32 protein-coding genes are annotated in these 25,759 nt (G+C 39.8%); 5 read left to right on the top strand and 27 right to left on the bottom strand.

The annotated features are described in order from the left end of the window. The first annotated feature begins 536 nt into the window (after positions 1–536). Positions 537–1,103 (top strand): DUF6933 domain-containing protein, encoded by a 567-nt coding sequence (locus QOL76_RS08010; protein ID WP_283412439.1) that lies wholly within the window; start codon positions 537–539, stop codon positions 1,101–1,103. Positions 1,104–1,176: 73 nt separating this feature from the next. On the opposite strand, the gene QOL76_RS08005 is transcribed toward QOL76_RS08010, so the two are convergent. Beyond that, entirely contained in the window at positions 1,177–1,647 is a 471-nt protein-coding gene (locus QOL76_RS08005; RefSeq protein ID WP_283412438.1) for a JAB domain-containing protein, read from the bottom strand. 459 nt (positions 1,648–2,106) lie between these two features. Here QOL76_RS08005 and QOL76_RS08000 point away from each other — a divergent pair, with 459 nt between their 5' ends. From QOL76_RS08000 to QOL76_RS07985, 4 genes are read left to right on the top strand one after another with little or no spacing between them, the layout of a single operon-like run. After that, complete coding sequence (locus QOL76_RS08000; RefSeq protein ID WP_283412437.1) at positions 2,107–2,454, top strand: hypothetical protein; 348 nt, start codon at positions 2,107–2,109, stop codon at positions 2,452–2,454. Next, positions 2,451–3,383 (top strand): ATP-grasp domain-containing protein, encoded by a 933-nt coding sequence (locus QOL76_RS07995; RefSeq protein ID WP_283412436.1) that lies wholly within the window; start codon positions 2,451–2,453, stop codon positions 3,381–3,383. The genes QOL76_RS08000 and QOL76_RS07995 overlap by 4 nt, the downstream gene beginning before the upstream one ends. Continuing rightward, positions 3,376–4,026, top strand: a complete 651-nt coding sequence (locus tag QOL76_RS07990) for a hypothetical protein (protein WP_283412435.1) — start codon at positions 3,376–3,378, stop codon at positions 4,024–4,026. The genes QOL76_RS07995 and QOL76_RS07990 overlap by 8 nt, the downstream gene beginning before the upstream one ends. Positions 4,027–4,043: 17 nt before the next feature. Next, complete coding sequence (locus QOL76_RS07985; protein WP_283412434.1) at positions 4,044–5,108, top strand: hypothetical protein; 1,065 nt, start codon at positions 4,044–4,046, stop codon at positions 5,106–5,108. Between the two features lie 139 nt (positions 5,109–5,247). Here QOL76_RS07985 and QOL76_RS07980 read toward each other — a convergent pair whose 3' ends face one another. The 26 genes from QOL76_RS07980 to QOL76_RS07855 form a co-directional block, all read right to left on the bottom strand. Further along, positions 5,248–5,469: a hypothetical protein gene (locus QOL76_RS07980; RefSeq protein ID WP_283412433.1), complete on the bottom strand. Its 222-nt coding sequence runs from the start codon at positions 5,467–5,469 to the stop codon at positions 5,248–5,250. A 254-nt stretch (positions 5,470–5,723) separates the two neighbouring features. Then, complete coding sequence (locus tag QOL76_RS07975; protein ID WP_283412432.1) at positions 5,724–6,218, bottom strand: hypothetical protein; 495 nt, start codon at positions 6,216–6,218, stop codon at positions 5,724–5,726. Between the two features lie 57 nt (positions 6,219–6,275). Continuing rightward, positions 6,276–6,947, bottom strand: coding sequence for a hypothetical protein (locus QOL76_RS07970; RefSeq protein ID WP_283412431.1), 672 nt, complete (start codon positions 6,945–6,947; stop codon positions 6,276–6,278). Beyond that, positions 6,913–7,842, bottom strand: coding sequence for a DUF4099 domain-containing protein (locus tag QOL76_RS07965; protein WP_283412430.1), 930 nt, complete (start codon positions 7,840–7,842; stop codon positions 6,913–6,915). Before QOL76_RS07965 ends, QOL76_RS07970 begins: the two co-directional genes overlap by 35 nt. 7 nt (positions 7,843–7,849) lie before the next feature. Then, complete coding sequence (locus tag QOL76_RS07960) at positions 7,850–8,479, bottom strand: M23 family metallopeptidase (protein WP_283412429.1); 630 nt, start codon at positions 8,477–8,479, stop codon at positions 7,850–7,852. Between the two features lie 11 nt (positions 8,480–8,490). After that, positions 8,491–10,482 (bottom strand): type IV secretory system conjugative DNA transfer family protein, encoded by a 1,992-nt coding sequence (locus QOL76_RS07955; RefSeq protein ID WP_283412428.1) that lies wholly within the window; start codon positions 10,480–10,482, stop codon positions 8,491–8,493. Between the two features lie 9 nt (positions 10,483–10,491). Continuing rightward, positions 10,492–11,328: a conjugative transposon protein TraN gene (gene traN / locus QOL76_RS07950; protein ID WP_283412427.1), complete on the bottom strand. Its 837-nt coding sequence runs from the start codon at positions 11,326–11,328 to the stop codon at positions 10,492–10,494. 6 nt (positions 11,329–11,334) lie between these two features. Next, positions 11,335–12,558 carry a conjugative transposon protein TraM gene (gene traM, locus QOL76_RS07945; RefSeq protein ID WP_283412426.1) on the bottom strand — a complete coding sequence of 408 codons (1,224 nt, stop codon included), beginning with the start codon at positions 12,556–12,558 and terminating at the stop codon, positions 11,335–11,337. After that, entirely contained in the window at positions 12,548–12,985 is a 438-nt protein-coding gene (locus QOL76_RS07940) for a hypothetical protein (protein WP_139235862.1), read from the bottom strand. The genes traM and QOL76_RS07940 overlap by 11 nt, the downstream gene beginning before the upstream one ends. Further along, entirely contained in the window at positions 12,963–13,571 is a 609-nt protein-coding gene (gene traK / locus QOL76_RS07935; RefSeq protein WP_184495517.1) for a conjugative transposon protein TraK, read from the bottom strand. The genes QOL76_RS07940 and traK overlap by 23 nt, the downstream gene beginning before the upstream one ends. 2 nt (positions 13,572–13,573) lie before the next feature. After that, entirely contained in the window at positions 13,574–14,728 is a 1,155-nt protein-coding gene (locus tag QOL76_RS07930; RefSeq protein WP_091692301.1) for a TraJ family protein, read from the bottom strand. After that, positions 14,725–15,507: a TroA family protein gene (locus tag QOL76_RS07925; RefSeq protein WP_184495516.1), complete on the bottom strand. Its 783-nt coding sequence runs from the start codon at positions 15,505–15,507 to the stop codon at positions 14,725–14,727. Before QOL76_RS07925 ends, QOL76_RS07930 begins: the two co-directional genes overlap by 4 nt. After that, complete coding sequence (locus QOL76_RS07920; protein WP_184495515.1) at positions 15,504–16,172, bottom strand: hypothetical protein; 669 nt, start codon at positions 16,170–16,172, stop codon at positions 15,504–15,506. The genes QOL76_RS07925 and QOL76_RS07920 overlap by 4 nt, the downstream gene beginning before the upstream one ends. Next, a complete protein-coding gene (locus tag QOL76_RS07915; protein ID WP_184495514.1) occupies positions 16,169–16,822 on the bottom strand; it encodes a hypothetical protein in 654 nt (217 codons plus the stop codon). Before QOL76_RS07915 ends, QOL76_RS07920 begins: the two co-directional genes overlap by 4 nt. Next, the gene (locus QOL76_RS07910) at positions 16,819–17,484 is read right to left on the bottom strand and encodes a hypothetical protein (protein ID WP_246388425.1); all 666 of its coding nucleotides are present in this window, start codon (positions 17,482–17,484) and stop codon (positions 16,819–16,821) included. Before QOL76_RS07910 ends, QOL76_RS07915 begins: the two co-directional genes overlap by 4 nt. After that, positions 17,481–19,988 carry a TraG family conjugative transposon ATPase gene (locus QOL76_RS07905; RefSeq protein ID WP_221444496.1) on the bottom strand — a complete coding sequence of 836 codons (2,508 nt, stop codon included), beginning with the start codon at positions 19,986–19,988 and terminating at the stop codon, positions 17,481–17,483. The genes QOL76_RS07910 and QOL76_RS07905 overlap by 4 nt, the downstream gene beginning before the upstream one ends. Further along, the gene (locus tag QOL76_RS07900) at positions 19,985–20,269 is read right to left on the bottom strand and encodes a DUF4133 domain-containing protein (RefSeq protein ID WP_184495513.1); all 285 of its coding nucleotides are present in this window, start codon (positions 20,267–20,269) and stop codon (positions 19,985–19,987) included. The genes QOL76_RS07905 and QOL76_RS07900 overlap by 4 nt, the downstream gene beginning before the upstream one ends. Continuing rightward, positions 20,269–20,607: a DUF4134 domain-containing protein gene (locus tag QOL76_RS07895; protein ID WP_283412425.1), complete on the bottom strand. Its 339-nt coding sequence runs from the start codon at positions 20,605–20,607 to the stop codon at positions 20,269–20,271. Before QOL76_RS07895 ends, QOL76_RS07900 begins: the two co-directional genes overlap by 1 nt. 27 nt (positions 20,608–20,634) lie before the next feature. Next, entirely contained in the window at positions 20,635–20,955 is a 321-nt protein-coding gene (locus QOL76_RS07890; RefSeq protein ID WP_184495511.1) for a DUF4134 family protein, read from the bottom strand. Next, complete coding sequence (locus QOL76_RS07885) at positions 20,952–21,323, bottom strand: hypothetical protein (RefSeq protein WP_184495510.1); 372 nt, start codon at positions 21,321–21,323, stop codon at positions 20,952–20,954. The genes QOL76_RS07890 and QOL76_RS07885 overlap by 4 nt, the downstream gene beginning before the upstream one ends. Further along, a complete protein-coding gene (locus QOL76_RS07880; RefSeq protein ID WP_283412424.1) occupies positions 21,320–21,670 on the bottom strand; it encodes a hypothetical protein in 351 nt (116 codons plus the stop codon). Before QOL76_RS07880 ends, QOL76_RS07885 begins: the two co-directional genes overlap by 4 nt. Beyond that, the gene (locus QOL76_RS07875) at positions 21,649–22,296 is read right to left on the bottom strand and encodes a ParA family protein (RefSeq protein WP_184495508.1); all 648 of its coding nucleotides are present in this window, start codon (positions 22,294–22,296) and stop codon (positions 21,649–21,651) included. Before QOL76_RS07875 ends, QOL76_RS07880 begins: the two co-directional genes overlap by 22 nt. Before the next feature lie 10 nt (positions 22,297–22,306). Beyond that, positions 22,307–23,626, bottom strand: coding sequence for a relaxase/mobilization nuclease domain-containing protein (locus tag QOL76_RS07870; RefSeq protein WP_184495507.1), 1,320 nt, complete (start codon positions 23,624–23,626; stop codon positions 22,307–22,309). Further along, entirely contained in the window at positions 23,623–23,988 is a 366-nt protein-coding gene (locus QOL76_RS07865) for a plasmid mobilization relaxosome protein MobC (RefSeq protein ID WP_184495506.1), read from the bottom strand. The genes QOL76_RS07870 and QOL76_RS07865 overlap by 4 nt, the downstream gene beginning before the upstream one ends. 152 nt (positions 23,989–24,140) lie before the next feature. Continuing rightward, on the bottom strand, positions 24,141–25,061 hold the full coding sequence (locus QOL76_RS07860; RefSeq protein WP_184495505.1) for a helix-turn-helix domain-containing protein: 921 nt from the start codon (positions 25,059–25,061) through the stop codon (positions 24,141–24,143). After that, complete coding sequence (locus QOL76_RS07855; protein ID WP_184495504.1) at positions 25,058–25,627, bottom strand: GNAT family N-acetyltransferase; 570 nt, start codon at positions 25,625–25,627, stop codon at positions 25,058–25,060. Before QOL76_RS07855 ends, QOL76_RS07860 begins: the two co-directional genes overlap by 4 nt. Between the last annotated feature and the right edge of the window lie 132 nt (positions 25,628–25,759).

Genomic DNA, 25,759 nt, shown 5'->3' with positions numbered 1-25,759 from the left:
CAGTCCGTAGGAAACCGTCTTTTTCACTTCAGGGCGAAGTGAATTTTTGACGATCCCAGGTTCTGGTTTTCACTTTTGCTTGATTGGGCGGACTTAATGCCAGTAAAAACCCGGAACGGATCAGACAACCCGCTTGGAAGAAAAACGCTCCCTGACGTTCGAAAAGAAAAGCGGAAAATGGCTTGCCCCCCTGAGGAGGCTCTGGATACGGCTTTTCGGAACGGCCTTCCCGATTCCCAGCTTGTCGGGAAATGGGTAAAGGCTAAGTGAAGTAAAGCGGTAGCCGTGGGGAGTGAAAGCTCTCTCCGGAAATGAGAAGGAAGGAGCATTCATTTAAAAAATGGCGCGAATGAATCTCAATAGAGAGAGTGAGCGAAACGGGGAAATGGCTTAGGGATAGTAGCAAAAATCCTTTCTCGCCGAAAGCCTGGGGCTCACATAGAAAGATTGAGAGCGGATAGCCTGACCGAAAGGAAGCCCCTATAAATCGATAGTATTCTTAAAAATCCCCACCTTTACACTTCAAATTCATAACCATGTCCACTCCTATCCACGTCAGCAAAAAGCTAGAGAAATTGATCCAAAAGGATATCACGCCTTCGGTTGGTGATGAGAATACAGCGATCTTGGGAAAATGGAATGCTACGGTATTTTATGTCAATCGAAGGAAAAACTGGTTGCTATACAACCCCAAAACCCACTATTCTCTGATACTGGAAAACCTCACTGCCAAAGATCTTCCAAACATTCGTGAGAAAATCAGCCAAGAGCTTCAACTACAGCTAACGGTCGATGGAATCAATGCAACTCAAGAACAAGTCAATTGGCTCTTGGACGAAATTAGATTCCACTCCACAGATGGAGATCGCAGTGCCTTGGGATACATGAACCAGATTATGTTCACTCTTGAATGCCATCTGGACGGAGCATTCTATCGAAGCCTAGCCCAAATTAACGCCTACCTAAACGACAGTATCTTCAGTCTGGACGGTGTCTCCAAATACACCAACATAACCAAACCGAGGAAGGAAATGGAAAAAATTCTAAAAAACTATCTAGCCTCAAGTTTGGAAAAGCCCATTGATCCTGGTCTTTTGGATTGATTGGTTATTTCCAGTATCATTCATAGGACGTTCTAACTAAAAATCAGCCCAATTACGAAATAAAAAGAGAGCCCTAAAGCTCTCCCTCATCTGCAAAGGAATAATATCCTTCTGATGTCATGATCAAATGATCCAACACTGGAATATCCAGAATATTTCCAGCTTGCTTGATTCTCTGAGTCAATCTTTTATCCTGTTCTGATGGCAGTAAATTTCCAGAGGGATGATTGTGGGCAAGCACGATTGATTGGGCAGCACTTTTAATAGCAGCTGCATAGACCAGTTTTACATCTACTACTGTTCCGGCTGTTCCTCCAGAGCTAATGGTTACAATTCCCAGCACTCGATTGGCTCTGGATAGCAGCATTACTTTAAAATCCTCAACAAATTCTATCCTATCATCTTCCCAGGCTTGGGCAAACACATCATATACTTGTCTTGATGTTCCCACCTTCGGACGAAGTGAGTTTTTAACTTTTGTACTGTAGCTCAACTTTATCTCAGCTACTTCAAACAAATCAATTTTTCTTTCGGAAGTCTCCATAATCTTTTTCGTTTTTGTGGAACAATGAATTATGAAGCATCATCAGGCCGTGGGCGACAAAGACCGAAAGGAAAAGGAATAAAAAGCGCAGCGCAGCAAGCGGCTTTATGCCGGAAGCTTACGGTCGCCCAGAGCCCAAAGGACTAACTTGGCGAGGAATTCAGTGGTAAAAAGAAACATCTAAATGTAACTTTTCAAAATACCTTTCTATATTGAACTAAGGAAGTTCTCTTCCATTGTGATAACAGAATTGAAGCAGCTCAAAAAACAGAAACGAATTTTTGAGGTAATTGGGAGTTGGGGGCGATTTGAGTATCAACAAATTAGATCAATTTGTATACTTCCTAACAAATCAATAATTTTTAGACTCCGATCGGATCATTTTGCAGGCAACAACTTACATTCAATCCCCACTTAATTCGTTTGGACACGTTTATAGGCTTAAAAAAATATAACCTCATGAAACCATTGATACTAAACTTTGCTGAAAATAATGGGAAAGAAGATCTAGATTACTCTATTATAGAGTATTCAAAAAATCAAAATTTATCTGTACTAAAGGGCACGAACATTCCGGCAATTTCTCAAGTAAACCTTGGAACTCAAACTAACACAAGAGTTTCAGGTGAGGGAACAGACTCTGATTTTGATAGACACCATCGTTTAAATTCAATTCTCCATACAAGCACCAAAAGCTTGTCAAATTCAGAAATTACCGACAGCGATTTTGATCTAGGGAAACTTATAAACCTACTTGACACAAACACAAATACTAAAACCATTGAATCCAGCGATTCAGACAGATGATACTTATTTTTACACATAAGGAAGATTATACGGCTGATTTTTTAATTGAAAAGCTAAATAGAAAGAAAATTAGATACTACAGATTAAATTGCGAGGATATTTTTTCAAAAAGCTATTCGATTAATCCAACTTCAGATAACCCTTTAAGTATTGACGGACATTCGAAATTTGACTCGGTATGGTTCAGGAGATTTAAGCTTCCTTTACTAGAAAAAGTTGAATCAAAAGAACGTCTTTTTTTACTCCAGGATTTTGAAACACTATTCAGTAATATTTTTGAAGTTCTATCTCCAAAAGTTTGGATAAGCAAACCAGACAAAATATATCGAGCGGAAAATAAACTCCTTCAATTAACTGAAGCAATAAATCTAGGATTTCATGTTCCTGAAACACTAATCACGAACAATCATCAGGAACTTCAGAATTTTTTCAACGATCAAGATAAAAATGTAATAATAAAGCCAATTAGGCAAGGAAGGGTGGAAATGGTCGATGGATTCAAAAATATTTTTACAAATATTATACACGCTGATACGATTGAAAGTATTCACGACTTTGATCTAACTCCATGTATTTTCCAAAAACATATTCTGAAACAATATGAATTAAGAATTACAGTTGTAAATGATAAGGTTTTTACGGTTAAAATAAACTCCCAGTCTAATCAAAATACTTCTGTTGATTGGAGAAAAGGAAAGTCATTATTAATTCCAATTACTTTACCAGCTGAAATTGAGTTCAAATGTATCGAGCTTGTTAAAAAATTGGGGCTTTCTTTTGGTGCTATTGATATGATTTATGATATCGATGGAAGGTATATATTTTTAGAAATAAACCCGAACGGGCAATGGGCTTGGATTGAACTGGAAACAGGTTTACCCATATCAGATGCCATAATTTCTCTTCTTTTTACTAATGGAGATGATTAAAAACTATTTAAGATATATAGGATTCTGGAAGAATTCAGTAAAAACCCCTCCAATTAAATATGAGTTCAAAAGGGAGAAAAAGATTTCAATTGCTGAAAGAAAATTGGGTTACCTCAAAGAAATGGAAGCTAATCACATTGAAAGAAGAAATACAATAGAAACAAAAAACTCGCAGCTGATTGGGCAAGCAAGTATTGTCTCTTCTGTTTTCTTCTTGTTCATTTCCTTACTATTAGAGAGTTTTTCTGAAATCCCCTTTTTTTATAGAGTGGTTTTATCTCTAGCATTTCTAATTGTCTTAATTCATTATTTATTCGCAGTTATACATGCCACCAAGACACTAGAAATAAATCGCTACCAGTATCCTAACAGAAGTACTGAGACAATAAAAGGCAGAAAAAAAGAAATTGATTTTATCAATGAAGAGATAAATGATCTAGTTGTTATCGTTGACAGATCAGCTGAACTCGACAATAAAAAAGGAGACAATTTGCTTTATGCAGCTCGTTGCTTTCAGATAGCTAATATTGGATTCGGAATCTTGACGATAGTTATAATTATTATGATATTTTTTATTCCTATTACAAAAAAACAATCCGACTCCGGAACCAAAATAGAAAAACCAGTAGGTACGGTTTGTTGAATAAAAAGCGATAAGTAATGGATTCCACAATAAAACGAATGCAAAATGCCTCTATTGGAGAAGCTAGAACAAAAGCATTCCTAATAGATCGATTTTGGATATTAGAACGATCTGTTGATATTGATGGTGCTGATTTTATTGTTCAATTAAAATTGACTGAAACAGATATTTTAAATACTGATATTCGTTTTGGTAGGGTTCAAGCAAAGTTTGTCCAAGATGGAAACACTCCAATTAGGATAAAGAAAAGCTACTTTTTGGATAATCATGGAAATCCAAGATTGGACTTTTCCTTACTAGTCAACACAGGGAATTCAAACGAACACAAATTATTTCTATTATTTTCCAGTGACATTAAAAGAATTTTTTCAAGGGGTAAAGAAAACTATGTAACCTGCTTAGCAATGAAGGTATTAACTGATGAGTTTGAAGTTTGCAATAAAGAGTTAGCACTTTTGAGAATTGAAAATTCGATAAAATCAGCAGATTTTTATCGGAACAGAGCATATATTTTCACTAATCTAGAATCTGTCAATCCTGATTTTGAAGGCATATTACCCGAATATTCCGAACAAATTGAATATAATGAAGGGAAAATTCCGGAAATATTCAAAGAGCAAAAATTGAAAGCTTTTGAATCAATTATTGAATTGGAAAAAGCCCATGATCTTTTGAAACGGTTTGTAGAAACAATAGATCCAATTGAAGGAGTTTATCTAACTGAAAAATTACACTATACTTTTGGTGGCTCAGTAGGGCTTCCAGAAATTTTCAATAAAGACTTCTATTACCTTTTAAAAAACCATTTGGATATTGTAAGAAAACTAAAAAATGATGGTGCATTAGACAACTACATCGAAGCCCCCACGAAAATTCTTGATTCTGCAAAAAAATTTATAGAGAATGAAAGTCTGGAATTTACTGACCAAGTAAATCATTTAGTAACTGTCAGATATAACCCGAAAAATTTTAAAAATCTTGAAATTCAAAATAAAATAGAAAGGTTAGATCAAAAAAATTTTTGTGAGTTTCGAACCAAAATACCTGGCGAAATATCTATCTCATATAGGATTGGGCTATAATCACTAAAAACGTGAGCACATCAAGTTAATGAGTATTGTATAAATCTATTGTGTAAAAGCATGTACGAATTAATAGATGGGTAGAATAATGAAAACCACCTTGCTTTTGACTATAAAAAAGCCCCTAAGGGCTTTTTAGTCAAGATTCATCCGATTCAGACTCTTTGACAGAAAAATAAACTGTGTGAGTTTTACCGTACTGATCTGGTTCTTTCAGTTTGGCGACATTGAACTTGACGTAAGTTTCGCCTTCGTATTCGAAGCTGTGGTTTTGGAGCTCTGCCATGTTGAGGCTTACTTCGACGATTTCCATGTTTTCGACTTGCTTGCCTTTTCCGATGTACTTTTTTGAGAATGCCATAGTATTTTGGTTTTAGTTAAAATTTATGCAGGTCATTTAGGACGGTCTGGAAAGTGATCAAAAATTAGAATTTAAAAACTGGGAGGTAGTCCGTAGGAAACCCTGTTTTTCGAAAAATTCTGCTAGAAGCTCCAATTTTTTGAAACTGACAGGCGGTTCGACCTTTGTGCATACAATTGGATAAAACCGGAATGGGGCATTAGAATTCATCGACATGAAAGGCAGTTGAATGGAAAATATGACTCGTAGCTAAATCAATCAATATTGATCTCATCTGCCAAAGGAACAGAAGTCTGATCTGAGGGCAATGCCTCATAATCGTATTCTCTATATACTTCTCCATCTGCCAAAACTCGAATACTAGCAGACATCAGATCAAACGTATCATCAGTATTTCTATCCAATGGAACAGCATTAAATACAAATCCCAAGCTGTGGATATCGGAAGTGGATTGAACCTCAAGAGAACTCGCTGAAGGTTCATATGTAACGGTGTAAGAATTCCCTTGTTCAATTATCTGAGTCCACTCTAATGAAGTAGGTTCAACCAACTGTGGAGTGACAAAAGTGGACTTGCCACTTAGCATGCTATGAACTGTAAAAGTCACTAGGTAATCAGAATAGTCTCCTGCCATTTCAACTTCGATGGTCACTTCTTTTTCCACCAATTTGGGTTCTTCATCTTCAGAGGAACAAGCGATAAATAAACTGGCAAAAACAAAAAGTAAAAGGGACTTCATTTTTTTCATTGTGGATTTGGTTTAGTCATTGAAAGGATATTTAGTGATAAATATAGCAAAACCATATTATTTAAACACGTCCCAAGCCTGTTGATTGAGTTCGTAAAATGACTCAAATGCTTTCTTTTTGGGTTTGAAAGTACGTACTGTTTGCAATACACCTTGCGTAATGCAGTAGGTTCGAAGCGAAAATGATTGAATGGGTTCTGATGATACTTTCTTTGCATTTTCGAACTGAACAAGATCATTGCCTAAACGGTAGGAACAATATCGATCATGGATTAAGTCCTGAACTTTGCAATCCATCACTCTACCCAAAACCGATGAACTGAACATCGTATTGATCTTGGCTTTTCTAGGCAATTTTTCAATGGACTTTTTCAATAGATTAGAATCAAACTCAGCACCAATAACCAAAAAACCAGCTTTCTCAAAAGAAATTCTTCCTTTGAACTGGTTGGCAAAGTAGATCAAAGAAGCATAGGAATCGGAGGCAAAAACGGAACGTATATTATCCGAAAGGTTAAGCGCAGAAATTCCAAAAGAAGCCTGCTTATTCCGGTGAAGACTTAGTATCTCGGTATCGCATCGATGTCCTTGATGATCAAAAAAATCAAATACGATTTGCCCTTTATTGTCCTGGGAAGCATATTTGGAAAATAGGCGTTGGATATCTTTATCCACGCCCTTATAGGTCAGAATATCAAACTTCTCTCTCAACGTCATTGTCCTGTTCATCCGAGCGTTTCCTTGGATTTCCTCCCTCTTGGGTATCGATGCTGTTCAACCCTTTAATTTTATGGATATCAAAATCTTCCCGAACCTCTTTGGATAAAGAAGGGTCTGCAGAAATTTTAGAGTATTCCTCTTTGATATTGTTCAAATCATGGACTGCATCCTTATCATTTGGATTTCTGGCTATTCTTCGTTCTGCTTGCTTCTGAACTTCTTTGATGGCTTGGAGATATCCTTTACTGTAGGCTTTTTCCTCCTGACTTTCCTTTCCTAGCATTTTTTTTATCCCAGTGATCAATAGGTATGACAATCCTCCATCCGTCATTACCGAAAGGACTAAACCTGCGCTATTTGATCTGATCCCTTTAGGTGAAGATGGGGAAAGCTGAAACTCAGTACCATCGGCAAGCTGGACAGTTTCCCCTTCTTTGTATTTCTTCTTTTGCTGAGGCGTTAACTCTTCACCATTGACCAATTGAGGGGCTTTGATATCTCGCGGATTGTAGGAAAGAAATTGATTGGTTCGATGATCGTACTCGATGATTTCCGACTGAATGTTCCCTTCCTTGTCCACATAGCCTTTTTTAATATTCGCCAATTCCTTCTTGATAAGTTGATTTCGTTCCACTTCACTTAGATCTGGATGGATGCGTGGCTCTTTATATACTGGATCAATCCGCAAAGCAGGATTCCCATCCTCTCCTCTCACAATGGAAAGCCTTGCCGGTAATTTATCGATTTGGACACCTTTTCCTTTAAGACCATTCAATTCGACGATATTGGTCATTCTCCCATTTTTCAGAGCATGGATTTCCTTTTCCGGGATGGTGAATTTTCCATTTTTGACGACTCCGAAAATCTCCAAATCCTTCATGGGTAGTACGTTTTGGTTTCTCATAGCTTTGTTAATTTGATAAATAATGAATTAGATCCTCCTTGGTAGATAGCTTGGATAGCATCCGAATGAACAGGCTGGGATTGATGTATTCTTTGCCCTTCCTGATAGTCAAATGGAGATGATCCCCTGTTGCCTTGCCTGAACTTCCAGAAATCCCAAGCAGTGAACCAGGTAAAACATGATCACCTTTTGCAACTTTGAATTGAGAAAGATGCCCGTACAAAGCCTCATAATTTCCATGTCGGACTTTGACAAAATTCCCTAGCAGGGTATCGCTGCCCACCCCAATTACTTTTCCATGTAACATGGAAAGAATTTTGGAACGATTGGTTTTCAAATCAATCCCTCGATGGAATTTTCTTTCCCCCGAAAATGGATCTGTTCGATAACCATAATTCGAAGTCATTAAAAAATTCTCCAAGGGTAATGCAACAAGCAAAAAAGTTCTTTCCTCTTTAGTTGGCTTAGCCAATTCGGAAAAAAGCTTTGGTCCAAATTTTTCCGAAACTGAATGGACCTCCCTAGTTTCAACCACCTTCACAGATGGCAATCCCTTTTGAAACTCAACAGAGTTGAATTGAGAAAAAGCCTCCTGAGCTACAAAAAGAAAAAAGATGATTGTGGTTAATTTTCTCATAGTAATGGAATCTATTCAACCGGTGCCATTTCTCGATGCTTTTCGATAATCTCAGTTACTTGCCGGTGTATTTTTTCAAAATGCTTGGTAAGGATCTCTTCCTTTTTCCCTTTGAAATCATAGTATTTCGGAGTAGTTCGATAAGAGCTTTCCTCCTGCTTTATTTCCTTCATGTCAAGATTGACCCGACAATGCACGTTGGAGGTTTTATATTTTCCGTCGAATTCAGTTCCCTCTGTAGCGATTATCCCTGCAATCTCCCCTGTATGCATGGAGGCAATTTTACCCGCAGGAATAAGTGACTCGTACCTTTCGCTATAGGACACCGAAGTTCTTTCTCGATCAATGGAAACGCTCTGCCCTAATTGCTTTCGCTTGCCAAACATCATTTCCAACCAGGACAAAGTATCCTTGTGTCGGACCGAACCACAAAGGACATTTCCGATCACCGAAGTCATGGTAGAAGCCGTTTCTTTCCCCTGTAACTGGTTTAACTGAGGCAATTCTTGGAGCCCCAGCAAAACAGCTACTTTATTACTTCTGGCAGTTGAAATCAGATTTTCGATTTTGTGGATGTAAAAGGTCGGTGCCTCATCCGCAATCAGGGCAGTTGGCAAATTCCCTTTGGTGTTGATCAAACGAGTGAGTCTATTAATTACAACCGAATAGCATGTCCCGGTAATACTTTGTGTCTCGGTGCTATTGGCCAGGACCAAAATAGATGGTGAGTTGGGGTCTGAGATTTTGAGGTCAAAATCATCTCCACTGAATACCCAGGCTGTTTCCTTGGTGTTAAGTCTGGACAGGAAAATTTTAAGGGTTCCGACCTGACCTTCCAGTTGCTTGAAAACCTTCTTTTCGTAGGCACTTCGAAAAGGAGAAATCATTGACCTGAGCTCTGGGTATTTGGTTAGGCAGTCGAAAATATCCTCATAGTCCCTATTGAGGAAATCCAGCACATGGGCAAACGTCGAGTACTTTCCTTCCTCATACCTGGACACAAAGAATATACAAGCGGAAAGAAAGTTGATCGCCGATTGTTCAAAGAATTTGTCAGCTCCTCCCGAGGAATCGGATTTTTGAAGGGACTGGAAAATTGCCTCTGCAGTTTCGGATGCATTGGCAACTGTTTTCAGATAACGTCTATTGATTGGATTGATCCGTCTGGAATACTCTACCTCATCCAGGTTAATTACATGGAATTTGAAATTTGAATTTCTCTTTTTGTCTTGAGTTTTCAGGTAATGGAAATAAGCGATCTGCGCCAAATCAGGAAACTTGAAATCATACAGACACATCGTAAATCCTTTTCCGATCATCTGTCGGATAAAGGGATTGATCACCCCAAAAGACTTTCCGGAACCAGGTGTTCCGATCACAAAGGTTCCACGGAATGGATTGACTAAATTGATCCAACCGTTACGGACTTTTCCCTTGTAATAGAATTTCATGGGGATATTGACCGAATAGGGATTTTCGATCTTCTTTTTATCCTGCATAAAGGATTCTCCCTCGATATTCCATTCATCCTTGCCCAGTCCGGATTTGATCATTTTGGACACATTGTCCAAAGATGTATGAATTAGGACAGCCCCAATGAATGTACTCAAGATGTAACCGACATTTTCAATGGAGGTATAGTCGATTACCAAAAAAGAGTTTTCCAAGATGTAGATATAGACCGATCCAAAAAAAAGGATCAGCCCAAACACCAAGGGAAAAATGATTTGGTTTTTCGGATTTAGATCCAGGTTCTTTTTGGATTTTGTACCGATGGTAGCAAGGCAAATCGCAAATAGGATGGCGATCTTCCCAATTAAGACATTTTGATAGATTTTCAGATTAAGGAGTTTATCAAAAAGCGGAAAAAGAAATTTCCCTATCTCTTCCATTTCCATCAGCTTCGGAGCATAGACAAACATTAGAATGTCCATGAACACCATCAGATAAACGATGAATTGGAATGTACCATGAAGGCTTTTTAACTCTCTTTTCTCATTCATGCCCATTTTTTAAAGTGTGTCTGCATTTAGAAGATCGGAGTATTTGACCCGCATCTTGAGTGATCTCCCACTGATTTGGGATTCTGTCAATTCGATAGTAAACACCTTGGAATTGGGGAAAGTCACCTTTTTGAAGACATAGATATTTCGATATTTCTTATCAAAGCTCTCTGTCGAAAACAGTTGGTATTCGGGTTCAATCTCTATGGACTGAACATTGGTAGCCTTGAGAATTCTCTTATCCTCAATCTTAAACCTGAGCTGGTCCAGGTCAAACTTTAGGTTTGTTTTGTTTTTGAAGGAGATGTCCAAAAAGATATAATCATCAACCGTATAGATCTTGTTGACTTTCCCCGTGATGCCGTACTGAGTGCTTTGAGTGATTTTATTCTTTTTTTTATCCTTGAAAGCTTCAGTTGCAAAAAATCGAAGTTCCTGATCACTCATGGGAATCTCCCCTACCTCCAATGGATTCGTATTGATAGGAAGGATTTCAATCTGAGTTTTCAGTTGGCGTTCGTCATGTGAATACCAAAGATCATATTGGGCAATAAACTTCTGGCCTATTATGGTCACCACTCCAAGGGATTTATTATATCCGTTCAAATCAGAAACACTGTCCCGGACTGCCTTCACTCGAAACACATTTTCCAAGGGAATATCCCCGATCATATCGTTTGTGGAAATATCTACATACTGGATCGGTTCCGGAGAAAGGAAATGGAGGGATATTTCCTCGTCAATGTAAACTCTGGGAAGCTGTGTTTTCAACAAGGTTCCAGTTTGCTGAGCATTGACCGAAATAGAAATAGCCCAAAAGAGTAGAAATATAAGTTTTAGTTTCATGGCGGATCAGTTTTGGTTTTGGATCGTTTTTTCGTTTTCCTGCAATTCGTTGGGATCGATCAGATAGACTGAGGTTCCATATTTGATATTGGCCTTGTTCTTTTTGATCGTCTTGGAAACTGCCTGAGAAGTTGAGGTAAACATTTTCTGAAGGGCTGACATATACAGCTGGCTTAAATCATCCAAGTTTTGCTGCATGTTGATGCTCATTCCTCCAGTGGTATTGCTACCGAGTTCTTTGGAAAATTCCCTGAAGGCACTGGCCGGAACATAGAGCCCTTCCATCCCGTCCACATCATAAATCGAAAGCTCAATGGGATAAATCTGGTCGCCAACCATCACCGATGAAATGGTAAGCTTCACCCGTTGGGCTTGATACCCAGAAATAAGTGCATAGAGATAAGTTCCTTTGCTCACGAGGGCGTTACCGATCAGTATATCATCCAAAAGTCGGATTCTCAATCTTGCCCCAAGAGTTTCGTTCTTGATATCCTGGTCAATAATCGCCTCAATAAACCTCCCCTTTTTCTCTCGGGTGATGGTATTGAACATTGTTGCCGAACCATTGGTCTTTTGGACTCGGTAAACATCCCTTTCAGTTTCCTGCTTTGGTATTTCTGACTCTTTCTCTTTTTGCTGTTTTTCCTGAAAGGCCGGGTCACTCGCTTTTGAAATGGAATCTATCACGGCCATCTGAGCCCTGAAAAGATCCATTGGGTCTTCGTATTTATTTGCTGGGCTAGTTGTTTTTGCTCCCTCCAATTGGTTGATAGCCTGCAACAGTTCTTCATCTTCTTCAGAAAAGCTTTTCTGCCTGGAACTTCCTTGGGAAACTGGTGGAACCGGGTCGCTGGATTTAGATGGGTTTGAATAAAAGCTTGAGTTTTTTAGGGCATTGTCAATGGAATCCAATAGCCTCTTTTCCTCTTCGTTGTATAGGCTCTTGATCTGACTGGATTCCTCGATATCGAGTTCCAATCCTTTGATGGCAGTGTAGCCGTCATTCTTCCTTTTATAAGTTTCCCGCGACGCATCCAGTTTTGTGTCAATCGGTTTGTTTTGGATCTTTTCTGAAACTTTCCCTATCTGAGCCTGGATACCGCTTGTTCCCTGAATGGGTTGGTTTGGGCTGTCCTTGCTGAATGATTTATAGCCGTAAAACAGCAAACACAAAAAGGGAAGCATGATAATCGGCAGAATGTATTTTGGCTGTTTAAAGTCAATGTTCATCTTCTTTCGGTTGATTGTTAAAGTATTGCAATTGTTCAATCGCTTTTTCTAGGTAAATGGAATCTTCTTTTGAAATGGATTCCTGGGATATGATCCGTTCAATCTGAGTCTTCAATTCGTTCATCTGAATTGCCCGAGAAGAGAGTTCTTGCAGGGCTGAAAGTTCACCGCCCAAATCACTGGGAATGGCATTCAGTCCTTTTTTATTGCCTTGGGACTGATCGCCCGATGTGGGCTTAAGGACAAAAAAGGTCAGAATGAAAGAAGCCACAATAAGAAGGATCATAACGCTAAAAATTACTTTCGCATGCCGGTCCAGAAAGGCCCTGGCCAGCCCCTCGAGTACTTTTACCTGTGGCGAGAATTCATTTTTGAATTCTTGGAACACGGTCGTGTCTCTTACTTTAGAAGGTATTTTTCGAAACATTGGAGAGGTCTTTATTTTCTATGGTTTTCCAGTTCGTGATCAATACCCCATGGCTGTTGTTTTCGCTCCTGGGTATATCGATCAAATCACCCTCAGTGACAATAGATCTGGTGATCGTTGCGCTTCTTCGGTCGATCTTCTGCTTGCCGTAATAGCGGAACCTGTTTTGGTCAATTACAATCGAATCTGTCTGAATAGACAAAACTGAACTTGATGAAAGGATGGAATTGAAATAACCTTTCTCTTTCAGGTTGTTGTATTGGCCTACTCCGGTTTCATCCACAAAGTACATGGCCTTTTCCATCTGATATTCGATGTGTTTATCATCGGGAGTCAGGTTAAAAAAGAGGCTGTGGAACAAGTCCACTGCTGCTTTGTACTCTGCTGGTCGGTTCATTTGCATATTGGTCTGCTTCGCCAAAATGGGAATGTCGTTATCCAGGATATAGATGGACTGTCTCGCGTTAGCTACCTGTTGATAGGCATAGGCTGATACAAACCCGCAAATGATGATGGAGGTCAAAAAACTTCCAATAGAAAGTATGGTTGCCAACCTGATTTTTGATTCTATGTTTTTGATGATCATGCTTAGATTACTTTAGCTCTGGAAATGGTTTTGGTTGCGGATGATCCCATTCTTCCTGCAGTGGTTGCAGCTGATGAAATACCTGAAGTAGATATGATCCAAGTGGATATGGAGGGAACTGTCAGAATTGCAATGGCACTGACGAAAAAAGCGACGATGACCAGCCCGAAGCTCAGCAAGCCATTTCCTGCAAACCAAGCCATCTTTTCAAGCCTATCCACTCCGCCTCCTGTGGAAAGTAAATACTCATACTTATCGATTTCAACTTCCAAAGCATATTGCTGGAGCCTTCCAGTGATATATAGGATCAAAAAAGCGACACCTACATAAAGATTGACCGAGACGAAACGGGCTATCCAGGTAGTAAAAGCATCTCGAAAAGCCGGTAGGATACTGACCACCACCGCAAAAGGACCAAGAATGACCAGCACAGTAGAATAAATGATCTGGATCATGAAAATGATATAGACGCAAATCCTCAGAATCCACATTGCAATCAGTTCAATAATCTGAGTTACCAGCAGTTGAAGACTGGTTTGCATTCTGATCCGCATTTGCATAATCGGTGAAAGGATTTGGTCTGAAAAGAACCCTTTTACACCGTCCACGATCACAGTTCCCAAATCCTCATCTGAATCCTCAGCCTGATCCGAAGCCATTTCAGTTACTGCTTGGTATTCTACCAGCTGATCACCCATCTCCACCATATAAGCGGCACGGTCAAGACGAAGAGAATTATTAGTGTCGTTCTGCGTACTGAATAGAGCTTCTGTCTTGGCCGCAATTAAATCAGTGGGAAAAGCAATGATCTGACAGAAAATTGGCCACCACATGAGCAGGATCACCAAGGCGAAGGGTCTTAAAAGCGGCATGATTTCCAACCTCTTGTCCCCTGCCATCATTTCGTAGCACTTTAGACTGAAAAAAATCAGCATGAAAATACAGGCCAAGGTCTGCGCATCCCTGATAAAAGGGTCGGAATGAGCAAATCCATAATCTCTCATTTCTTCGAAAAAGGTCATCACACCTCTATCGTAAATACTGTTTCCCTGCAAGTAGCTGATAGTCTCCTTGTACTCGTCATGGTTGACAGACTGGGCAAATCCCGTGATCGAAAAGCCCAGGAACATTAAAATTCCGGTGAAAAGCTTCTTCATTTCAGGACTTGGGTTTGATTGGCGATTTTTTTGGCTATGTCCTCTTCATCATGCGGATTTGAAAGAGTGATCTCCCCATTTGCTTTCCGCTCATGGAGCTTCCGGAAGGCTAGCATATTGGTTGACATATCAAGCTTGTACTGCCATTTTTCAAGGACTTCTCTCATTTCAAGCATAATCCTGTGGTACATCAGGATTCGCTGACCTCGCTCCATATCTAAGGTCTTTGAAAACCCATAGCGCTCGGAAAGAGATGTCATGTTGTCCAAGTACCATCGATAGGCTCCATGGTCGGTCATGTACTCCACTACCTCTGGAGAAATTCCCTGAAAAGCTGAGGAAACAGGGTCTTCCAACGGCTTAAGTTCCTTCTTATAATAGAGTTGATAAAGAGGATCCGAGGCCGAAAGAGCACCTGAAATTCGAGCTATTTCTGCACTAGCCAAATTCTTAACAGTATCCGAATGCTGTTTATAGTAGTCGGAAGAGATCTGCATCGCAGCAGCCAACCCAAGCCTCTGGGTCTGCTCTCCGCTGGCTGATAAAGGTCTTCTGTCTAGGCCTGGATAATTGGGATGCAATGCCCAAGTTGAGTACCACAAGTAGTTAATAGGGATTCCTAAAACTTTGATGGGCTTTGGATAAAACTTGTCTTCATCCCATTGCTTGAAAACCATTCTCTCTTGTTGGGCTATAATGGCTTTATCCTTAATTAAAGTCTGTCCATGACTCTTGAGACATATGCAAAAAATGATAGAAATTGTAAGTAAGGTTCTCATCGTGTAAGAGTTTTCTGCTTGATGATAATTTCATTGATCAGCCCTAAATCCTTGTTGACGTAGGATTGATAGGGGTTAAGTGATCGGATTACTCCATTGGCTTTCGCCCAATAGATGCTGTTTTTTGCGGAAAGCATCAGAGCGCGGATTACCTGCAGTTCCTTCTGGACAGTATCTAAAAGTTCGTCCCGGACATTGTAATTGATCAGCAGATTATCACCCTCGTTTAGGATTAAGCTTGACACCTCGGCAGCAAGGTTGATGCTTCTAGATTTAGCTTGAGCTGTATATTCTTCGACAAAAAGAAAAAGGAGCGGATTATTAGAGGCAAGCTCAAATGCCTCAGCTGAAATTGATTTGATATCCAAGACAGTCTCACCAATCATCTTTACCTGAATCGCATCCTTAAATCCTTCATTGACCTGAGTTAGGGACTTGACTATCATCGTCTGAACCATTGCCAGGCTGGATGAATTGACAACGATATCATCCGTATTTTGCTTGATGACATCCAACGTTTGGTGATATCCTATTTCGCTGACATTCCTCATAGCGGCATTTGCATTGACAATCGCAAAATGGTTTCTGTCAAATACCACCGTCACTGATTGAGAATATGCCTGAGCGATATTGATAAACAGCAAAAAGAAAAGGAGCTTCTTCATCTGGCAAGTGTTTTGGCGTTTTGAATGATTTCGTTTACCAGTCCCATTTCTGTAGCCACATATCCCAGATAAGGATTGATTCCTAAGTTTCCCTGTAAATGATGCTTTAGAGATTGGGAAGCGTTGTAAGAAATACCATTGATCTCTCTCAGTTCCTCAATAATGTGCTGAAAAAGAATCCTTCGGTCTGAGACTTTCATTTGATTGACCACCCCTATGCTGGCCGAAAGACCGAGGAGGTAATTCATCAATGAATAGGATTTCTGGACAAAGAGCTTTTCTGTCTCGATTGCAAAAAGGAGGAGAGCAGGATCTTGCTTGCAGTAATACAGGATCTGTTGTTGGTTATCAATGATGGAATTGACCAAAGGTCCAGCAGTTGTACCTATTCCAATCGCATCGATGACAATGGAAAGCTTGGCAAATCGTTCCTGAACCCTTCTGTATTTTTCTTTGACCGATTTAACTAGGTTGTTATTGACCTCCTCATTGACAGCATTTTTTCCCTGATTTGTTTTTGCCTCCTTTTGCAAATTGTACTCGGACTTAGATTCCTCTACCAACTGATGAAGTAAGGCTACATTCGTTTGCGCAAGACTTGTCCCGACATTGGCAAACAGAATAATTAAACTTAGAATCAAGGTTTTCATGGCTGTAGGGTTTTGGCTTTTCTGGCGATATCCTGTGCGAGTTGGATATCCAAATTGATGTATCCCTGAAAAGGATTTAAGGCCTTGAAAACTCCCTTCATCTGGGCAAAGTACATGGATCGATACATGCCATAGGTGTAGGACCTCAGGATTACCATTTCATTCAAGATTTGGTTGATCAACTTGGATCTTTCTCCGGCATCCATAAGGTTATTTTCTCCACCCTTTAGGACAAAAGAACTGACCTCCAAGGCTAGGGAAGTTGCTCGTTGTTGAAACATGGTAGCGTTTCGCTCGGCAAACAGAAGTAAAGCAGGATTCTCACCCGCCAATTCCATCACATCATTTAAATCTCCTGAAATGGCAGTCGCCATTCGTGCGATTTCCTTGACATTGGAAAGGTTGGTCAAAATGGAACTGACCTCGGAAAGTCCTTTGTAGATTTTGTCCTGCATCGTATTGACAATGGTCAGGTTTCCAGTGATTGCCAGCTGGCCCCGCTCAATCAAAGTCATCCTTTCATTAGTCGCCTCAAGCTGTGAGTCTATAACTAAAGCATGGGCGGCGGTGGCAGCCGAAACAGCCGGGTCCACATAAACGGTCTGACTAAATGTTGACCCTGAGAAAAGCAGCAATATGAGCAGTTGAAGATGCCTCATCATGCTATGCGGTAATTCGGTGAAAGAAATGTATCAGTGAGCGGAGATCCTTCTTTGTTGACCTTTTCGAAAAAACTATGAAGACTCAGATTAGAAGTAGTATAATCCTCTACAAATGCGTCCAAACCCATTTTATAGCCTCCAAATGCATTGGCATAAATTTCTACTGCCGATTTTTCTGGCTTTTCCGTGGTGTAGGTTAGGTATTGGAACAGAGAAACCTCAACTCCATATACCTCGCCTGTAGCCCCTCTTCTGATGTAAACTTCCTTGAATCTGCCACGCCCTTCTTGGTTGTCCAGCTGGTTGATGGTAAAAATCTTCCTTCGCTCCTTCTCACTGATGGAAAGCAAAGAAGCAATCTGTGAATAGTTGTCTTTGAACTTGGTTTGGTCTAGCAAGCAAATCGTATCAGAATTGTTGATGATACTATCCTTCACCACTTCATTCCCAATGATATCTCCAAGTTCCTGAGTTACTACAATCGCCTCACCCCAAAACTTCCGAACCGTTTTATACAGATACAGAATATACCCAGCCATCAAAGGAGAAGCGATGGCCTTCCATGCCTCTTCAATGATCAGAGCTTTTCGGTACTTGGTTCGAAATCTCATTTTCTGGATAAATACATCCATGATGATGAGCGTCACTATTGGAAATAGAACCTTATGCTCCTTGATGCTGTCAATTTCAAAAACCACAAAGGATTCGGTGAATAAGGATTGGTCAACCTCTTCGTTTAGCAGATTTTCAAACTCTCCTCCTTGGTAGAATTTTTTGAGCACAAATCGGAATTCATCCAGTTCAAATGTGATTCGCTCACGCTCCATAATTTCCGGAATTGTCTCTAGGGCAAAGTCATAAAAGCTATTGAAGCAAAGCCGATCAATTTTGCCTTTATCAGAGAAAAATGAAGAATAATAAGCTGAAATGGTGTACGAGATCACATCGGCTTCCACCTGTGAAACGGTACCTTCAGCTGTCTTCCATAGAAGTGAAACAAGCGTCAGGAGATAGTCTTTTTTCTCGATGTTGTATTCCTCTTCAGCAATGGCAAAAGGATTGGTGGTAATGGGCTTTTCTTCGGTGTAGGTAATGTATTTGCCATTGTAATATTGACACAGTCCTGAATAGGAATGTCCCGTATCCACGATCACCACATCCATCAACCACTTAGGATCAGGCTGCTTGTTCCACATGCAATACTGCTCCACCAGCGCATTCATAAAGAATGATTTGCCCGACCCGGAAGGCCCCAATACAAATTTGTTTCTATTGTTGATCCGATTAGTCTGCATGGGCAAATCTGAGGGATCAATTTTCAAGGGGATTCCCTGTCTATCGGTGAATCGAATCTGAAAACCACTTTTTTCATCTTGATTCAGTGATTCTTTAAAGAAAAAGCACAATGCAGCATCTGCAGTGGTCAAAAAATAATCGTAAACTTTCAGTTCAGCTGTATTGCATGGAAGGACAGTCCTGAACAACTCCAATTGGTTGTAAGAATTTTTGTTGGCAATAATCCCCTGCTGAAATAAGGACGATTCTACATAGTTACAAGCTCCCTGGATATGTTCTTTCTGAGCCGAAACCAAAACATTGAAATGACAATTGACCAAAAGCTGATTGTTCCTTGTCACATCCTCCAATAACCTGTTAATGTCCTGGACACACATATCATTGGCAGGATCTGGTATTCCTGAATGTCGCTTTCGCTTGACCTCAAGTTTGTGTTGGGTTGGTCTTTGCTCTACGATCTCGATGACTTGATTGTAAACAATGGTTTGGAAGTTTGGGACATCAAATAGAAAACCCATGTTATCAACTGGAAATCCTTTGAGGCTATCCTTGTCACTTCTTTCTGAATGGGATGCTATCGTTTCGGGAAGCTCTACCTTATCGGTGTCAACCAGCGAAATAGATCGGAATGCCCTATCGCCACTTTCCACTTGTTTTTCCACCGGTAACAAATTGTCCAGTACAATTCTATCCTGGTAGAAATTCATACTGAGAATCCTTTTCACATAGCGGTCAATCTCTGTTTTATTCAGAGCATTAGATTTAATCCCTGATCGCTCAAAAAGGTCTGTAACTTTTCCGATGGATTGAATAAAATCATTCACTGATTTTTCACTATACCTTCCTTTTGACCGCTTGGTGATAATCAAATAAGTATTGTGAGAAACATATTCTCTACCCTGAAAATGTTCATCATATTTCCTCTGCAGGTACTCCTTTGAATTATCCTCATGATAGCTTTCAGTGGAAAAAACATCCTGCTTTTGGATCAAATGACCTTCACCTAATATTTTGATGACGTTCGTATATTGCTGGTGAAAAAAGTCGTACCTGGAAGGATCTGCTGAATATTGGACTACAGGGTTTTCAAGTTTCAGAATTAATCCGAAATCCCCATTTAGATTAAAAAGTAGATGGAATCCTTTGAATTCAGTTTCTATACCTGCATAGGGCAACTTAAATTCATTCCTTTTATTCTTCAATATCATTTTTTAGGTTTTAAGGATGTTGCGATTTGGAATACTCCTACATGCCTTGTTTTGCTATGCAGCCCTTTTTTTTGTTGCTGAGAAGTAACCAATAGACCAATTACGATTGCTGAAATTGTGATTACACCTCCTGCAATCATGCTGGTCAAACTTCCGATAACTCCACCCAGCACGACTCCGATAATCAATGAGGAAATTCCCCATCCGATAAATTTTCCTTGAAATCCACGATATATAAGGGGCTTTTGAAGCCCCTTATATATTGGAAATTGCTTAGCCATTAGACACCGAAAAATGCTTTGATGACCACACTCACCAGTACTAGGAAAATGCAGGAACCCAGCCATCCCATCAACTCTTTGTTGATATCCTGATCGCCTTGATTCCACTTGCTGTACACTCGGAAACCTCCTATAATCCCGACCACTGCACCGATCACCAGGCAAAGACTTGCGACAGGATCCACGTAGGTTAATAGCGAGGATTCAGCAGCAGTAATTCCCTGTACTCCCTGGGCATGTGAAGAAATTGAAACAATGGCCATTGCTAAGGCACATGAGATCTTTTTTGTAGTTCTGTTGAACATGATATTTGTGGTTTTAGTAAGAAAATATTTCATGGACTATATTGAATTGGTTGTAAAGTTTTAGGTAAGTGGAACTCCGTAAAGTCCGCTAAGAAAAAAGCTGACAGTTGCGAGAAACAAGCATGCTCCGAACCAGCTGATTACCTCTACATCAATATGATGTCGGCCCATCTGCCAATTGTTGTAAACCCTCAGGCCTCCCAGTAACCCTGAGATGGCACCGGTAACAAGAGATAGTCTTGATAATGCGACGTAGAAAGATTCCATATCTGATTCTACCTCTTGGAATTCTTCCACGCCCGGAGGAGTCTGCGCCAATAATTCCATGCTAGGCAAAGAGAGAATTAGCAGGGAGCAAATGAGAAAATGACTTACCTTCATGAGAACACTACTTTCTTTTTCATTTCGATTGAGTTCTCTTTTGCCAGAGCAAACAAGGAATCTAGGTTAGTCACCCCGCCCGTTGACTTGACAGGATTTGTCTCCTTGAATTCCATTTTCTCCTCTTTACCCTCTGCGTTAGTTGAAGCGGGTTTTTCAGATTTTGGAGTTGATTTGTTGACAAAATCTTCCTCCTCAACGACCATTGGCTTTTCGTCAAATTCTGATAGATCTGACTGGAATGCATAAGAAGGCCTTTCCTGAGATTTGGCACGATGCGGTGTCCTTAACACATCAATGACGACGTTGACCGCATAGTACACTACATAGAAAAGGGCTAGGTATAGAAAGAAATCTGTCCAATTCATAGCTTTAGTTGGTTTAGTGATTTTTTGATTTCGTTGACCAGCTCAGGATTGTTTTCCAGAAAATCCCAGCATACATAGTTCACGAGAGAGGTGACCTTGATCCCAAACAGGTAATTCACGTGTTTGAAGACATCCTCTATTTTAGAATCCATTCGTATCAGTCTGCGATTTTCTCCATTTACTTTATAGTCCCGAATTCGCTCTAATAGCTCATCCACTTCTGGATTCCTCTCCTCCTTTTCTACCTTTCCACTGTTGATGGATTCTGGCATTTTTTCTTCCCCAGGCGTAGGGATTTTGCCTCGAACTCCTTGTACTAGTTTGTTTATATAGTTTCCACTTCCCATGAGGATTCGTCTATGTAGTCGTTGAATATTTTATTGAAAATTGGATCGAGAATTGGATCCAATGTTTTTGGAGAGTAGGATGTAGTTATTCTTTGAAAATCAATCCTATCTGAAACCGGTGAGGTCAATTCCCCAAACTTGCTCAGTGCCTGATTGACACTGTCCAGTGTCTCATATTTTACCGAAGTTTTCACTCGGTTTGGGATCAAAATGATTTTGCTCTCCGGGTTTATCTTTTTGACCACATAGCAAAATTCAAAAGTGCTTGTCACGCTGTATTCATCGTAACAAAAGGGACATATGATCAACCCTGAATCTTTAAAAACCTGTACCAGATTGTCATCATCCATCGTCCCTGCCAGATCAATGACAGTAAGCAGGTTTGGATTCCGAGTTGCTACCTTGCTGATATTCCGGAAACCTGAAATTTTCGATAGCTCTACTTCATACAGCTTCTCATTTTCCAACAGGTCAGAATTAAGGTGCTTGTTATACAAAGACTGCTGAAAATCCATATCGATGACTTTCACCCTCCTATTCTTCTTTTGGACTGAAAAGTTGGAAAAGAGCACTGCCAAGGTACTTTTACCGACGCCTCCTTTCTGATTGGCAAATAGAATGATCATGGTTATTTTTTTATCTGGTGATTTCATTGTCTCTATTGCGTTTTTTCCTTCTTTTCCTTCCATGGGTAGCTTCATCATCTTCGTCATTGGCTACATGTAGTATGGGTATCAAGTCAAATTCGTCCTGGCTTTGTCTTATAGAATGCTCCTCGGATAGGTCTAAATAATCTTCCAAAGCCTGTAGTTGCTTTGGCTGAAGAATATCCTTGGTGGAAACAAATCCTTGTGAGGTCTTCAAGTAAGTATCTCCTTCCTTTCGCTCAAACCTTAATGAATGATGCTCTAATCCTTGCGGGATAGTAGAAAAGTCGTTGAATACTGACCTTAGCTTTACCTTACCTTCAATGACATCAATTGTCTTAGACTTGTCCGTTTGATATGCTTGCTGCTTCCCTCCCGCTTCAAGCAAGCGCTTGATTGGAAACACTTCACTTCCTTTGAATACAATCTTATTGGCATTGTCAATCAGGGAATAGCCGTAAGGTGTCTTTGCATCCTTCCCATGAAAAATCAATTGAACGCCAAACTTGGCTGAAAGGAAATCCCCTAAATCCGAGCGATAACCGAGATGCTTATCTGATACACTCCCGTGTTTCGGTTCAAATAATGGAATTGGGTCAGTTTTGTAGATTTTGGAATACTTATTCAGAATTGCTTTTAGCTGATTAGCTCTAGTCTTATCCAATTCATAGGATTGGAGCTTTTCATTAATTTCAGAAATAGGGATTCGCCCCTGAACTGATCCATATTTGATCAATTCCAGCTGTTGATCCTTTTTCAAAAGCTTGTATCCAAGATTCTCTAAGAGCATCATTCCCTGAGCCTTGGTACTGATTCTGAATTCTTGAAGCGTTTCAGTTGCTCTATTGGCCTCCTGTTTTGGATTCAACCTCATGATCTCGTTGATCGCTTCCTGAGCTCTTATTTTTTCAAAAGAATCATTGATCTTCTTTCCTCCCTTATCAATTCTTGAGGACACTATATGGACATGGTTATTGGACGTATCCTTGTGAAAAACTATCAAGAATGGATTCTGCCCATAGCCCATTTTATCCACCCACTCATGAGCAATATCAGTCAGCTCCTCTTTTGTATATTCTCTTTCCTTGCAGCTGATCATGGCATGAAACTGCTTGTCTCTGACTATGGAATTTCGATTAGAGTGAGCAATCAAAAAGTTCTTCACCTCGTTTGGACCTATCTCTTTAGTGTCCTGGAGATACCCAAAATTGCGCAACCTCATCAGCTCCCCTTTTTCATTTTGGGTTTTGTTAGTGTTGTAAGTCACGCCCTTGAAACTGCTCGTACTGGAAAGAATTTTTGCCCTCATCTGATTGCTTGATAGATTTGTTTCAAAAGCTTGTTCATAAAATCTCGGTGCTCGATATGCTTTGACATTAGCATGGTATGATCTTTAAAAACAGAGGGAGAAATTTTGTCCCTATAGGTATTGGCATGTTTTGCCAATTGGTTGATATTGTTGTTCACCCGAGCCTGTTCAGAGACTAGTTTTTCAATGGAATTCAGGAGTCCGTTGAGATCAATGATTTTGGTTTCTTCACTGCTCAGCTTCATCCTGATCAATTGACTCAGTGACATCTTTAATGACTGACTTTCCTCTTTCAATCGGGTATAGATCTCCGGTTTTAACCTGACAGATACCCAAGAAAGATTCTCTCTTTTCTCTTTCATGGCTGCGTATTAGCAGGAGTAAAGAATTGGAATTGTGCGGTGAAAAAAAATACCTAGAAATGCGCAAAAATGACAAATAGGCATATATGCGTATATAGAAATATATATACGCATATATGCCTAGAGCGCGGGTTTACACCCAAATATTTGAATTATGAATAAGCGTTTAGCGAGTTAATCAGTTCTACCCGGTTTTTACTCTCAGACTTTTTGTAAATAGTCTGAAGGTGCTTGTTGACTGTTCTTTCTGAGATAAAAAGTACTTCAGCGATCTCTTTACTGGTCAGACCTAAGGCTGCCTGTTCTGCAACTTCGCATTCTCTTTTGGTCAAGCCTAGTTCCGTGCATCTTTGGTTGAAAAAAGCACTTTGATCAATTTGAGTCTTTAGATCAAATCCATTCAATTTTTCAAAAGCCTTTCTGTTTTCGTAAATTTTATTTCTGATAAACAAAAAGGTAATGATGATAAAACCAATATTAGTGCATAAAACCTCAAAAAGTTGAGATGCATCTACGTAGCTAAATACTGGTAGCAATACCCAAGGACACATAGCCATATAAGTCAGAACCGCTTCAACAGGATTTTGTGTCCCCTTGAACTTTTTCCTTATACAAAGAAATATTTTGACATCCAGGTAAATGGCATAGGCCAATGGAATTGCCAAGCCGTACCAAATGGTGAAAGGCAGATCATCAAGCAAAGGAAGACCTATCAAAAAGAATAAAACGAAAGGAGCTATAAGGAAAATCCATATGCCTACTTTGGAATCCCATTTCAATTCATCCAATCCAAAAACCCGGTAGAAATAGTATGGAAAAAAAGCTCCCATTACAAAGCCTGACCCATAGGCCAGATTCAATTGTACCTTTTCAGAAAATGCCAAATTAGGATCAGGATACAATCCTCCAGTGACATTATAGATTATCAATAACCCCAACAAAATCAGGTAATATTTACGATTCTTATCAGCAGGATTTTGGAGGTAAAAGACCAATTGCGATACGAAAAACAATACCTCGCATACGACGAAAATAAACGTCACAATATGCATATCTGTGCCGAATACGGTCATATCAAATCCTTTCTATAAAAGTTAAACAAGAAGCCAAATTGATTTGAAGAGGAATAAACTGAAAATCCCAATTCCTCATACCACTTGAAATTGCGCTCAGTTGATGTTTCCAAACAGACTGGTAGATTCCTTGCTTCGGCCATGTTCAGAATTGACTTCATGAGATTGGTGCCCTCTCCTTTTCCCTGGCTTTCTGGATCTACACCAATAAACCAAACATAGAGGAAAGGTTCTTTAGGCTGAGTCTCTTCAATGCTTGATTCCCGTTTTAGCACTTGGGGGATTCTAGGTATTCCAATTCCTTGAAGGGCCAATTTCAAATCCCAAACCCATAATTTAAAAGGCTTACTCTTCTGATCTGAATATTTAATCAAAGCACAAGAATTACCGGAATCAGAAACAAATACTTCCCCATTCTCCAAACAGTTTTCTAAACTGTACTCCATAAGAACTTTCCTTCCTTTTTCGGTTTTCCTGACTACAAAGTCCACGGATTTATTCCCTTTGAATGAGTCTACCAAAATTTTTATGATTTTTTCCCTATCTGCTTCTAAGTATTTTCTCATGTTTTAGTCTCTTAAAATTTAACCGAGTTGCGAGGTGAAATCCCTCCATTTTGGATGATTCTGCTAAGAATCTCTAAAAGGGCAAGTGCGTGTTTGGGAGAAAAATTCGCCAGAATTTGTGTCACAAATACA

It is taken from the genome of Algoriphagus winogradskyi (assembly GCF_900182815.1).
Taxonomy (GTDB): domain Bacteria; phylum Bacteroidota; class Bacteroidia; order Cytophagales; family Cyclobacteriaceae; genus Algoriphagus; species Algoriphagus winogradskyi.
Note: the sequence above shows the minus strand (reverse complement) of the source record. Positions and strands in the feature narration are given on the sequence as shown.